Source organism: Streptomyces johnsoniae (genome assembly GCF_031845565.1).
Lineage (GTDB): Bacteria > Actinomycetota > Actinomycetes > Streptomycetales > Streptomycetaceae > Streptomyces > Streptomyces johnsoniae.
Genome location: NZ_JAVREV010000014.1, coordinates 148,908 through 162,530 on the forward strand (window position 1 = coordinate 148,908; position 13,623 = coordinate 162,530).

Consider the following 13,623-nt stretch of genomic DNA (forward strand, 5'->3'; position numbering starts at 1 on the left):
GGGGCCATGCCACGCTGGGCGCATGTCACTTCACATCCGTCCGCGCCGAGCGGGCAGGCTCTGTGCCCTCGCGGCGGCCGGTCTGCTCGCCCTCACCGCCGCGTGCAGCGGCGACGACGACGGCGACGACGACAGCAACGGGAACGGGAACGGGAACGCCGCCGAGGAGACACCGACGCAGGAGCCGGAGGGCACGGAGGAGGGCGCGGAGAGCCCGCCGCCGGTCGACGAGGAGACCGCGGCCGAACTGGAAGCCGCCGTCCGGGCCTACACCGACGCGTTCTTCGCGCCCGACGCGGACGCGGCGTACGCGATGGTCTCGCAGCGCTGCCGCGATCTGGTCGACCCGGAGGTCTACGCGGCCCAGCTCGACCAGGCGGCGGCCGACCACGGTCAACTGACCGTCGAGACCTTCACGGTGGAGCATCTGGCGGGCGACGAGGCGCACGTGACGTACACCGTGGGCGTTCCGGAGTTCGACGAACGGCTGGCCGGTCAGCTGTGGTCGAGGGCCGGGGAGGACTGGAAGTTCGACTCCTGCTGAGCCACACTGGGAGGTGGTCCGGCTCGTACCGGACCCCTCCCCTCGGACGAGGGATCGTGGCGGGCCCCGCCGTTGGGCGGGGCCACGCGCGTGCCGCGGTCCGGCCGGTGCCTCATTCGGGGCGGCACAGCACCGGGTTCTCCAGCTCCGCGCAGGGCCGGTGCCCGTGGGAGCGGACGATGTCCTTGCCGACCTCGTTGGTCAGGTAGCGCAGGAAGCTCGCGGCGAGCGAGTCGGCGGCGGGCTCCCCGTAGGTGTAGGCGAGTTCGGTCTCCCAGAACGGGTAGGCGCCGTGGTCGGCGCCTTCGAGCGTGGCTGCCTGGCCGTCGATGCGCAGCGGCAGCACGTCCCCGCGCCCGGTCGCGGCGCCGACCTCGGCATAGCCGACGGCGCCCGAGATCTCGGCGACGGCGTCCAGGACGGCGTCCGTGGAGTCCTGTTCGCAGCGGATCACGTCGCTCGCGGCGCCCGGGTCGAGGTCGCGGCAGTTGTCGGAGGTGGTGGCCGGTTCGCGGGTGCCGCCGAGCACCCGCTGCTGGAAGGCGCGGCGCGTTCCGGAGTCGGCGTGCCTGGCGACGAGGCGCACCGGCAGGTCGTTGCCGCGTAGTTCGCTCCAGTTGGCGACGTTTCCCAGGTAGAGGTCGCGGATCTGGTCGGCGGTCAGGTCCTGGACTCCGGCCTCCTCGTTGATGACGAGGGTGAAGAGGGAGAACGCGATCGGCCGCGGCAGCAGCGCGGGGTGGTCGCCGCCCTTGGGGCCGTCGGAGAACGCGACCATCGCGGGGCGCCCGTCCGGGTGTTCGCGGCCGGCCTCGTCCAGCTCGTCAAGGCCCGCGGCGCTGCCCTCGGTCGCGATGGTCACGCGCGCGCCCGGGCAGGTGTCCCCGTAGGACGCGGCGGCCTCCCGCAGCACGGGCGCGAAGGCGGTCGATCCGGTGACGGTGAGGCGGCCGGTGGCGCAGTCGAGCGGCGCGGCCGTGTCGTCGTCGGCGAGGGAGGTGACGAGCTGGGCGAGGATCACCACGACGAGGAAGCAGACCAGCGCGACGGCCTGCCGGGAGGTGCCGGTGCGGCTGCGGGTCTCCCGGATGCGGCCGGAGCCGACGCCGCCCTTGATGCCGCCGACGACCTTCGGCGGCTTGAACTCGGCGCCCGGCTCGCGGGTTTCCCCGGCGTCACGCTCCAGGGCGGCCAGCACCTTGTAGTGGGCGGCGCGGTTCATGGGGACCTTGGGCAGCTGGATCACGCCGTCCCTGACGTGCAGTCCGGAGCCGCCTTCGAACGACGGCCGCAGGAACTCGTCGCTCAGCTCCGTGACCACCATCCCGGCGACGCGGCGGCCGGGGAAGCTGACGCGGATGCCGACCTTGTCGTCGTCGAGGACGGCGTAGTCGCTCTCGTCGATGTGGGTGGCGCCGACGTTCTCGATGCGCAGCAGCACGAACGAAGGGTCCACCAGCGTGCGGCCGTTGCCCTGCCGCAGCTGGGCCAGGGCGCCCGCGTAGGCGGAGTGGACCTCGTCGGTGGCCGTGGTGTCCATCTGGACGCGGTAGCCCAGGCGTTTGCGGCCGACGACAAGAAATTCGTAGAGGGCGGCGATGATCGGGACCACGACGCCCAGCACGGCCAGGGCGACGTCCCACCGGATGAAGTCCACCACGGCCCAAACGTATGGCCGATTTCATGGCCCGCCAGGCGGCATGGGGAAGGCTTCGGCAACTGTTCACCGCCGGTTGGCGCGGGCGCGCGCCGGTGCCGCCGCCGCGCGCGCCGGTCAGACGTAGAGGGTGCCGTGGCCGCCGACGGTCACCGTGGACGTGTTCGCCCCGGCCCTCGGCCGTGACGCGTCGGCCGGTGCGGTCACCCGGGCATGCTGGAGCCCGCGGCCATCGCGCCGGTCACGAGCCGTCCCGACGGCTCCTTGAGCTCGTGCAGGATGTCGAAGAACCAGCTCAGATTCTGGTCGTTCCGCCACCCGGCAATGGTCGGCCAGTGGGTGTTGACGTTCCAGATCTCAACGGTGTCGAGCTCGTTGTCCAGGGGGGCCAGCGGGAATCTCTCCCGGAACCGCGTGTAGTCCGTGATGGTTCCCTGCTTGATTTCGGTGACCGCGTTCTTTGCATTCCGAAGGGCGACGTTCGCCTGGGCGCAGTGGACTACCATGAACTTGGGATTCGCGCAGCGGAAGAACGCACCGTAGTACCGCGTGTTCCCCATAGTCCACATCCGGTATCCCTGGTAGCCCTCGCAGGTGAAGTTCAACTCCTCCCTCATTTCCCGCATCGCCCCCGTCCGCACGGCGGCGTACAGGTTTCCCGCCGCCGCCGCCAGGTCCTCGTCCTCCAGCGCCCCGCCGGGCAGCGCGTTGAGGCCGCTGCCGTTCAAGCGCTGGCCCTGCCGGAGGATCGCCGATCCGGACAGGAAGAAGTGTCCGTTCACATTCTTGCGTCCCATGAGGAACCTGCCGTCGTCGTCGTGCACGACGGCGTACACAAAGGATTTCGGGCCGGGGCGCTTCTTCGGCCGAGGCGGCATCGGATCTCCTGGTGAGAATGGGATCATGCGTGCGCGGCTTATCCGGAAGTCACTACCCCGTTCCGTCCAGGGCCAAGCGCGAAGCAAAGGGCGTTGCCGTGGAACGGTCCGTTAAACGGATCGCGGGAAAGTGTCCGGAAGTGCATTCTTGCCCATGCCACATGCTTGCGTTCCGCGTCGGACGACCGCGAGCATGCGGGAACCACAGGGGGATCGGCGGTTCGGGAGCCGCCGGGAGGGGACGCGTGGTGAGTCCCGCGTGCTTGTCCTGGCCGCCTGTCTGATCAGGGACGAGGTTGCGAAGTGCCACGATCGGCCGGACAGGGCTCAGTCAATCTCGACGCTCTGGAAGCGCACATTCTGGGTTTGGGGCACCCCCCGACGCTGAACGCGGAGGATGGCGCACTTCCCGCGCTGCTGTGCGACATGCTCGCCACGTTCCCCGGCGGCAGTTGCCGGGGCGCGGCCGGTTCCGGGGAACCGGAGTGGGACGACGGGCGCGCGACGCTGACCCTCCGACTCGCCTGCGACTCCTGTGCCTGGCCCGCCGGTTCGGGTCTGAACGTCGCGGTGACGGGTGTGACGGTGACCGTGACGAGCCGGGGCGTGGTCACCCTCGTGCTCAGCGGCGCGTTCGACGGCGTCGCGGTGACCTCGACCGTGACCGCGGACCCCGCCGGGTGGCTGATCGCCGCGGTGCGGCCGGTCCAACCGGGCGCCTTCGCCGCCCAGTTGGAGGGGCTGGGCAGGCGCTTCGCCGGTGACGAGGTATGGCGGACGGTGCAGGACGGGCTGCGCGAGTTCGGGTTCGGGCCGAAGAACGTCGCCGGCTTCGACCTCCGCGTCGCGCGCACCGTGAAGGAGGGGGAGACCGGGCCGGTGGGCCCCTACCGGGTGACGTCCGCGGCAGTCGTGGCCGCACTCGACATCGGGGCGCTTCCGCTCGACATCGCCCTGTGGGCTCCCGACCTGTTCGTCACCGGCGCGCTGCGCGATCAGCGGCCGGTGCCCGTCCGTTCGCTGCTGGAGTCGCTGCACCTCCCCGCGGACGCGGTGCCCGACGTGGGCGGCGCCGTCAGCGAACTCTCGTTCGCGGCCCACCTTGGGTACGCGTACGTCCTGCGGACGCGGGTCACGGGGGAGTGGGGAATCGGCCCCCTCGCGGTCACGTCCCTGTCCCTGGAGCTGTTCTACGACAGCGTGGAGAAGTTCTCGTTCACCGTCCGGGGCACCGTGACCTTCGGACCGTCCCTCGCCTTCGACGTCGTCGCCGCGCGACGCGGCGGTGCGCAGGGCGAATGGGTCCTCGGCGGCGGCCTCGCCGCCGGCCGGCCCCTCGAAGTCGGCGCGCTGATCCAGGGCCTGGGGCTGGCGGACGTGCCGGAACCGGTCAGGACCATGGAGCTGACCGGCCTTTCGCTCTCCCACACCGTCGGCACCCCCCACTTCGACTTCGTCTGCGAGGGACACCTCACGATCGCGGACGGGATCACGGCCTCGCTGCGCGCGACGGTCACCTGGGACGGTTCCGGGGCGCGGTACGGCGGCACGCTGGAGATCGGCGACTACGTCCTCGGCCTCGTCTTCGACCGGGAGAGGTCCGGCAGCGACGTGTTCGCCGCCACCCTCCACGGGGCCCCCGAGGGCACCGAGCTGGTGCTGCGGGACTGGGTGGCGCACTTCTCCGCCGACCTGGCGGCGGATGTCCCCGACGGTCTGCGCATCGGTCTGAAGGACGCCAAGTTCGTGCGGACCAAGCCGGCGAACGGCCCGGCGCGGTTCGTCGTCGGTGTCGACCTCGCGGCGGCTTTCGACCTCTCCCGGCTTCCCCTGGTCGGCGGGTTCCTGGCGGCGGTCGGGGGCGACATGGCCGTGGAGAACCTCCAAGTCCTCTACAGTTCCGGCGACCTGGACCGCCAGGCGGTCTCCCTGATCAACGGGCTCCTCGGGCAGGCGGGGGTGGTGCCGCTCCCGGAGGCCGGGCTGAAGCCGGGGGTGGCGGCGCTGGCGGACCTGCGGATCGGGGGCGAGGCCGTTCCCATCGCCCTCGGCGTGCCGTCGACGAGCCCCGCGCCAGCGGGCGGAGACGGGCGGGCCCCGGCACCGGAACCGCCGCCCGCCGACCCGCCCGCCGACCCGCCCGCCGACCAGCTGCCCGCACCGGGCGGCGCGGCCTCGAACGGTCTGTGGGTGTCGGTGCAAAAACAGATCGGCGTGGTGCAGATCAACCGCGTGGGCGTGCTGTACCAGCACAACGTGCTGCTGTTCGCGCTGGACGCGGGCGTCACGATCGGGCCGCTGTCCCTGTCGCTCGACGGCCTGGCGGTGGGCTCGCCGCTGGACAGGTTCGCGCCGGTGTTCCGCCTGGACGGGCTCGGAATCGCCTACACCGCCCCGCCGGTGGAGATCTCCGGGGCCCTGCTGCACCTCCCCGAGGACCGGCTGCCGCAGGAGGTGGCGTTCCAGTACGACGGCACGGCTACGGTGGCCCTGCCGAGCTTCTCGCTGGCGGCCGTCGGCTCCTACGCACAGCTGAAGGACGGCCAACCCTCGCTGTTCGTCTTCGCCCAGCTGGAGGCGCCACTCGGCGGCCCGCCGCCGGTGCTGGTCACCGGGCTGATGGCCGGGTTCGGCTTCAACCGGGAGCTGGCCCTGCCCAGTCCTGGGGAAGTGACCGGCTTCCCGCTCCTCAGCCTCAACAAGCAGGGCCCGGATTCGGGCGGGCACAAGCCCTCCCACGTGCTGGACGTCCTGGAGGGGCGGGAACCGGCGGTCCCCGGCGGCCGCGCCCGGCCGTGGATCGCCCCCCGCGAGGGCTCGTACTGGCTGGGCCTCGGCGTGGAGTTCACCGTGGCCGAGGTGGTGAACGCGAAGGTGCTGCTGGCCGCCGAGTTCGGTCAGGAACTGGCGTTCGCCGTGCTGGGGATCGCGACCCTGCAACTGCCGCTGCCAGCCGAGTCCGCCGGCCGCACCTACGTCTACGCCGAACTGGGCCTGGAAGCCGTCATCCGGCCCACCCGCGGCAGCTTCGAGCTGTCCGCCCAGTTGTCCCCCGCCTCCTACGTGCTGACGCCCTCCTGCCACCTGACCGGCGGGTTCGCCTGCGCCGTGTGGTTCGGGCCCAGCCCCAACGCCGGGCAGTTCGTGATCAGCCTCGGCGGCTACCATCCGGCGTTCCGGCGCCCTTCCCACTACCCGGTGGTGCCGCGGCTCGGCATCGACTGGGCGGTGAGCGACGCCGTCTCCCTCACGGCGGAGGCGTATCTCGCCCTCACCCCGTCGTGCGTGATGGCGGGCTACCGGCTGCACGCCGTCTTCCACGCGGGCGGCATACAGGCGTGGTTCACGGCCCAGGCCGATCTGCTGCTGTCCTGGCGGCCGTTCTCCTACACCGCGCGCGTCGCGGTCAGCATCGGCGCTTCGTACAGTCTCCACGTGGGGCCCCTGCACGTGTCGTTCAGCGGCTCGGTGGGCGCCACCCTCAACCTGTGGGGGCCGCCGACCGGCGGCACGGTCACCGTCCATCTCCCCATCCACTCCATCACCATCGGCTTCGGCCCCGGGCCCGCCGCCACCGACGGCGAGGCACTGGGCTGGTCCGAGTTCGGCAGCATGCTGCCCAAGCCGGCGGACATCGTCACCATCGCGCCGGTCAACGGCGTCGACAAGACCGTCCCCGACACCGTCCCCGGCGCCGGCGCCGGCCATGGCGACGGCGGCACGGTGTGGCTCGTCCGGGCCCGCGACCTGCGCTTCTTCACCCAGTCCGCCCTGCCGGCCAGCCATCTGCGGGTGGGCGACGCACCGCTCTCCCCGCCCGGGTCCGACGACGGCCCGCTGGTCGACATCCGGCCCATGGACCGCACCGGGCTCGTCGGCGAGCACCGTCTGAAGCTGTACCGCGGGAACGAGCCCGCGCCGACGGACGGCTGGACGATGACCGCCCGCACCAGAAACCTGCCGGCGTCGCTGTGGGGCGCCCCGCCGGTCCCGTTCAGCCACACCCCGGCCGCGCCCAGCGCCGATGTACTCGCCGACCGGCCGGTCGGCTGGGATGTCCGGGCACCGCGCCCCCGACTGGCCCCCTCGCGCGGGGTCTTCCCGCTCAGTGAGTACAGCGAGGACGAACTGCCGCCCGGCCTCTGCCCGCTGCCCGGGCGGCCCGCCGTCAACGGCGACTTCGCCGGAACGCCCGACTCCGCCGGCGTGGAACTCATCGGCCGCGCCGATCGGGGCGCCGCGAAGGACGGGCGGGACCAGGTGTACGCGGCCCTGGCCGAGGCCGGGCTGCTCTCCGGCGCCAACGACGCCCTGACCGGCCTGGCGGCGGGCGCGGGTCACCTCTACAGCCAGGCACCCATGACCTGGACTTCGCCGCAGGACGCAGGGAGCAGGACATGAGCCCGAGCCCGCAGCATCCGGCCCGCGACGCGATCCCCCTGGGCGACGTCGAGTTGCACGACAACTACCTGCCCGCCCTCCCCGCGGGCGACTACCGCGTCGAGGCCGACCACGCGCTGCGCACCGGCCCGAACGAGGGCGCCCCGGTCGTCGGCGACGTGTTCCGGGCCGTGCAGCGGTTCACCGTCCGTGCCCCGCAGGTGGCGATCGACACCAACGCGGTGGTCGCCAGGCAGCCGCCCGACGCGTCGAGCGGCAGGTTCGCCGAGGTGCTGCCGCACGTGGTGCTGGGCGACCCGATGCTCCCGTGGGAGCGCCCGATGAGCGGACCCGGCACGTCGCGCGAGACGCCGTGGCTGGCGCTGCTGGTCCTCACAGACGACCAGCTGGTCGGCGGCACCGCCGCCCCGACCCGCACCATCTCCGCCACCGTCCAGGACTTCCTGGCCGACGACGCCGACGTGCTCAAACCCGAGCTGACCGTGGAGAGCGACATCGGGCCCGGCGACCCTTGCGCGTACATACAGGTCGCGGCCGCGGCGTTCCCCGCGGTGGCGCCGCGCCTGGACGAGCTGCGGTTCCTGGCGCACTGCCGGGGCGCCAACACCGGGGACCGGCCCATCCTGGGCATCCAGGAGGACGGGCTGTTCTCCGTCGTCGTCGCGGGCCGCTTCCCGGCCGCGCCCCCGCGCGGCTCCGACGCCGACAGCGGGATCAGGAACGTCGTGCACCTGGTCTCCCTGGAGGGCCACGAAAAGGTCCTGGTGGCCGACCCTGACCTCCGGGGCCGCACGTCGGTGGCGCTGCTGTCCCTGTGCAGCTGGTCGTTCCTGGCCCACCCCGACCGGCAGGCCGACTTCACCGGCCTCGCCGATGGACTCACCCGCACCCCGGACGGCTCCCGGGCCGGGCGCGAGGAGATGTGGCTGCGGCTGCCCTCCCCCTACGAGGACACCGACGCCGTTCCTGCCCCCCGGCGGCACGTGGCCCGAAGGCTCAACGACGGTTACGTGCCGCTGCCTTACCGCATCCGGTCGGGCGAGACCACCTACGGCTGGTACCGGGGCCCGTTCACCCCGGTCGTGCCCCCGCGCACCGACCGGGCGGCGCAGGCCACCACCGCCGACGCGCTCCTCGCCTACGACCCCGCCCGGGGCAGCTTCGATGCCTCGCTGGCCACCGCGTTCGAAACCGGGCGGGCCATCGCCCTGGCCGACGCGGCCTTCGCGCAGCACCTGCTCGCCTTCAGACATGCCGTCCGGCAGGTGGTCGACACCCTCCACCACCAGGCCACCAGCACCCACCTGTCCCCGGGCGGCGACGGGCGGCAGCGGCCGGGGACCGCGCCCGCGGCGTTCGGCACCCTCCTCGACGGCCACCTGCTGACCGCCCTCGGCGCCCCACCGGGCAGGCCCCGCGACCCGTGGACCCCGCCCGCGCCCGCCGCGCCGCCGGCCGACCCCGCCGGGGAACTCGACACCTTCCTGCGCTCCGAGGCGACCCGGGCCGCCCTCACGGCGGCACTGGCCGGGGACGACGGCCTCCGGGAGCACTTCGGCCGGGTCGCCGACTGGCTCGGACAGCTTCTGCTGCTCGAACCCGTGCCGTTCAGCCACCTGGTGCCCGATCAGCGGATGCTGCCGCAGGAATCGCTGCGCTTCTTCCACACCGACCCCAACTGGCTGGCCGCCCTGGTCTCCGGCGCCCTGGCCATCGGCACCCAGTCCAGCCGCGACACCCTTCAGGACCGGACCGTGACCGCTGCCATCCGGACGGCGGCGGCCGACGCGGCGGCGGGGCACCGCGAAGCGCGGCGCGGCGGTGCCGCGGCGGACGCGGCTCCCGGCCTCGGGCCCGGCAGCGGCCTGCTGCTGCGCTCGGCACTCGTCTCCGGCTGGCCGAACCTCGCCGTACGCGCCTACGACCCGGCCGGCGAACTCCTGCCGGTCCTGCGGATGGACCACCTCTCGCCCACCGTGCTGCTGTGCCTGTTCAACGGTCTGCCCGCGGCGGTCGAAATCAGCGAGCCCCAGGAGGGCTTCCGGTTCGGCGTCGAGGACCACGGCCTGATCCCGCTGCGGAACGTGCTGCGGCCCCCGCGCTCCCCGCGGGGCCTGCCGCTCGGCGAACAGATCGCCCCCGGCCTCGACTTCCCCGTCCTCGACCACCTCCGCCGCACCCCCGACCCGAACGTCAGGACCCTCGACATCGGCTCGCTCATCCCCGCGCTGGCAGCCGCCCTGAACGCCGCGCACGGCACCGCGGTCGGCCCGATCGGCCCCGCCGACCTGGCCATGCAATTGGTCAGGGTCCCCGAGGCCATCCGCTTCAACGGCCCCGAAGGAGACCGCGGATGACCGCCCGTCCCGCACTCGTCGTCCCCGTCGCCCTGGACGCCCTCGTCGTGAACGAGGCCCTCCGGCGCCAGGACGGCTTCCGCATCTGGCGCCAGAACTACCTGGCCCTGGACGACTTCGCCGGCCCGGAGCCGGGCGAGGGGGACCGGCAGAGCGACGACCCGGTCCACAGCGCCCCCGGCGTGCACCTGCACTGGACGCTGCCCAGGGGCCTGCGCCACGGCGTCCAGGACCAGGACACCGGAGAGACCACCTACCCGCTGGTGCCCAACCGGTGGCTCGTGGTCCGCTTCAGCGGCGCCACCGCGCGCCGTGCCAGGGCCTGGGTGATCGAGAGCGACTGCCCGCACACGCCCTACGCCCTCCGGGCCGGCCATCCCGTCGAGCGCTCCAGCCCCTACCTGGTCTCCGGCGACACCCTCCGCGCCTGGCGCGCCAGCGCCGATCCCCACCGCAACGCCAGGACGTCGAACGCCCACCAGGTCCACATCGGGCTCGCCTTCCCGCACACCGACGCCACCCCCTGGACGGAACGGGCCGGACGGGACCCGCTGTTCCTCACCGCCATGAACACCGGGAACCCGTACTTCGCCACCTACGCCCCGCACAACAGCAACGTCTTCTCCTTCTTCGACGACCTCTCCGACATCGCCTCGGCGGACACGCTCGGCTACCAGGTCATCGGGTGGTACTCCGACCCGGACGCCGACATCCTCGCCGCCCGTCCGCCCGGCACCGCCTACGCCGACCAGCTCGCGCACCTCGGCTGGCAGGACCCGCGCCTGACCGGCGACCCCGCCGCCGACGCCGCGGTCGTCCCGGCCGCCCGCAGCCTGTACAACGGCCTGGCCCTGACCGTTCCCTGGGACCCGGCCGCCACCGCGGCCCCCGCCCCTGACCCGCTGCACGCCACCCGGGACAGCGGCGCTCTCAACGTCGCAGTCGGCACCACCACGGAGGATTCCTTCACCGCGCTCGTCGGCCACGCGCTGCGGGCCGGCGGCGGCGAACCCTCGGGCTCCGACATGGGACTGATCCGCGCGTTCCTGCACAACCTGCTCACGCTCGCCGACGAGAAGGGCGGCGACGCGCGGGTACGCCGCAGCATCCACGGCGCGGCCTTCGGCGCCTCGTCCGGCGGACACCGCTGGACGGTGACACCGCCGCCCGACGACACACCGCCCGACGACACGGCGGGCGAGGGAACGGCGCCGCGGCCCTTCACCCCGCCGAGCTGGCTGACCACCCTCAACGACGACCAGCACCGGCTCGACCGGCACCTCGGTGAACTGCACGCCCTCCAGTGGCAGCTGAACGCCCTGTGGCTGAAGAACGGTCTCGCCGACGTGCTGTTCCCGCCCCCCGACGACGCGCCTGACCAGGAGCTGATGCAGGCGGAGCTGGACCAGGACCGGCCGGGCTCACTCGCGCACACGGTGAGCGCGAAGACCGCCGAGGCGCTCGCCCTGGCGGCCGAAGTCCCCCAGCCGGCGAGCACCGGGCGCCACGCCGACGCGCACGACGCGCTGCTCGCCGGGATCGACGCGTTCGCCAGGGCCAGAGGGCTGGCCGGGGGCGCGAGGCTCAAGGCCATGCCCGCACAGCCGTTCTGGCAGAGCGGCAACCCCGTGGTGAGTCTGTCCGGGGTCCGGCCCCCGGCCGACGCCACCGTCTCCGACGAGCCCCTGCCCGTCCGGCCCCTCACCGACGCGGCCTGGCCGGCCGCCGCCGCCGTCACGGTCGGGGGAACGGCGGTCACCGCGACGCCGGGCCAGGGTCCGGTGCCCGTGCTCCCGGGCCTCGACGCGCTCCCGGCGGAGGTGCCGCGGCTGCTGACGGAGTACTTCCTGCTGGACCCGGGCAACGCCCCCGCGCTGGCCGCCGCCACCGGGCTGCCGGCCGACGACATCGCCGCCACCCTCGCCGCCCACCGCCCCGCCGACTACGGCTGGGCCCTGCCCGCGCTGGGCCTCGACCCCTGGGCGCAGCCCTGGGAACCCCTGGTCATGGAGTGGAAGGCCGCCTACCACCACATCCCCCACACCGTCGGCGGGCGGCGCTGCTGGACCTTCGACGGCACCGACTACCGCTGCGCACCGGGCGCGGCCATCGACCCGGAGCCGGTCACCATCAAGGGCACGTCCCCGCTCGGCCCGCACCCCCGCGCCCTGTTCGCCGCCCGGCTGAAGGAGTTCGTCTCCCACCACGGCACCGCCGGACACCGCGAACAACTCGACACCTGGCTGACGGCCATCGGCGACTGGGGTTTCCTCGCCCAGGAGCTGACCGGCTTCAACGACCGGCTCGCCGCCCGCGACACCGGCGCCTTCCGCCGGCCCACCCCCGACGACACCGACCACCCCGAGATCGCCGGCCTCGCCGGCTACCCCGACGCCGCCACCGAGGACGGGCTGCCCGCCCGCTACCGGGGCCGGGTCACCAGCGTCCCCGCCCTGCCCGGCGGCGAGAGCGCCCCCTTCCACGAAACCCGGCAGGGCCAGATCCACCTCGAACAGGTCTTCCTGTACGACAAGTTCGGCCGCGTCCTCGACGTCGTCAGCCCCGACCCGAAGTACGGCGGCCTGCACGACTACCGTTCCTTCCCGCTCGTCATCGACGACGCCCTCGCCCCCGACACCTCGTTCACCCCGACCGTCGCCGCCGTCGCCCAACTGCCGCCGCGCCCCCTCCAGCCCGCCCGGCTCGACTTCGACCTCCTCGACGGCGCCACCGGCACCCGCGTCGTGGGCACCGCCGCCGACCCCAGCCCGATCGCCGGCTGGCTCCTGCCCAACCACCTCGACCACAGCCTGCTGCTGTACCACCCGACGGGCCGCCTCCTGGGCACCTACCGCCTGCTCACCGGCACCGACGGCCGCCGCACCGGCCAGTGGGAGCCCCCGCCCGACGGCACCCTCACCACCCTCGACGAGGTCGAGGCCCTCGCCCCGGTGATCGCCGGCCTCCTCCGTTCCCCTGGGCTCGCCACCGAGGCCAACCTCACCGCCTTCCTCGACGTCATCGACTCCACCCTGTGGACCACCGACCCCCTCGGCCGCCGCGCCGACCAGGACCTGTCCGTTCTGATCGGGCGGCCCCTGGCACTGGTGCCCGCGCAGCTGCGGCTGACGCTCCAGGGGCCGCCCATCCGCGACACCGGCTGGGCGGCCACCCTGAACCCCCCGCCCCCCGCCTTCACCGCCCACGAGTTCGCGGTCCGCCTCGGCGACCAGCCCGCCCGCGACGACGGCCTCGTCGGCTTCTACCGCACCGCCGCGGGCGGCGGCTACGATTTCGACCGCTTCGACAGCGTCACCGCGCCCGACGACGAGCAGGACTACATCACCCGAATCGGCGCGCCCGGTGCCGAGAACGCCCCGCAGGACGCCAACTACCTGCCCCTGACCTTCGGCGACACCGCACCCACCGGGCTGCTCCTGCTCCTCGACCCGCGCGCCGCCGTCCACGCCACCTGCGGCATCACCCCGGCCGTCAAGGCCACCGTCCCGGCACGGCACGTGGACGACGCCCTCCGCCGCCTTCAGGCCGCCTTCCGCTTTGGCCCCGTCCTCACGAGCGAACACGGCCGCACCGTCACCTTCCCCCGGCCGGCCGAGAAGCACGGCACCTGGTCGTGGCTGCGCCCCGCGCCGGTGCCCGGCCCATGGACCCCGTACGAGCTGATCCAGGCGCTGCCTGACGCACCGTTCCAGGACCGCCCCACGACGCTCCAAGACGGCCTGCTCGGCTTCCTCACCGAGCCGGAGCAGTAGCCGAGACCTTTCC

The 13,623-nt window shown here is 73.4% G+C and carries 6 protein-coding genes; 4 read left to right on the forward strand and 2 right to left on the reverse strand.

What is annotated here, in order from left to right; genetic code table 11:
• The first annotated feature begins 22 nt into the window (after positions 1-22).
• Positions 23-544: a hypothetical protein gene (locus RM779_RS23735; protein WP_311619764.1), complete on the forward strand. Its 522-nt coding sequence runs from the start codon at positions 23-25 to the stop codon at positions 542-544.
• 112 nt (positions 545-656) lie between these two features.
• Here RM779_RS23735 and RM779_RS23740 read toward each other — a convergent pair whose 3' ends face one another.
• Together RM779_RS23740 and RM779_RS23745 are read right to left on the reverse strand one after the other, a co-directional pair.
• A complete protein-coding gene (locus RM779_RS23740; RefSeq protein ID WP_311619765.1) occupies positions 657-2,204 on the reverse strand; it encodes a substrate-binding domain-containing protein in 1,548 nt (515 codons plus the stop codon).
• 200 nt (positions 2,205-2,404) lie between these two features.
• A complete protein-coding gene (locus RM779_RS23745) occupies positions 2,405-3,025 on the reverse strand; it encodes a hypothetical protein (RefSeq protein WP_311619766.1) in 621 nt (206 codons plus the stop codon).
• 420 nt (positions 3,026-3,445) lie between these two features.
• Between RM779_RS23745 and RM779_RS23750 the strand changes: the two genes are divergently transcribed.
• From RM779_RS23750 to RM779_RS23760, 3 genes are read left to right on the forward strand one after another with little or no spacing between them, the layout of a single operon-like run.
• Positions 3,446-7,480 (forward strand): DUF6603 domain-containing protein, encoded by a 4,035-nt coding sequence (locus tag RM779_RS23750; protein ID WP_311619767.1) that lies wholly within the window; start codon positions 3,446-3,448, stop codon positions 7,478-7,480.
• Positions 7,477-9,837 (forward strand): hypothetical protein, encoded by a 2,361-nt coding sequence (locus RM779_RS23755; RefSeq protein ID WP_311619768.1) that lies wholly within the window; start codon positions 7,477-7,479, stop codon positions 9,835-9,837. Before RM779_RS23750 ends, RM779_RS23755 begins: the two co-directional genes overlap by 4 nt.
• Complete coding sequence (locus RM779_RS23760; RefSeq protein WP_311619769.1) at positions 9,834-13,610, forward strand: hypothetical protein; 3,777 nt, start codon at positions 9,834-9,836, stop codon at positions 13,608-13,610. The genes RM779_RS23755 and RM779_RS23760 overlap by 4 nt, the downstream gene beginning before the upstream one ends.
• The last annotated feature ends 13 nt before the right edge of the window (positions 13,611-13,623 follow it).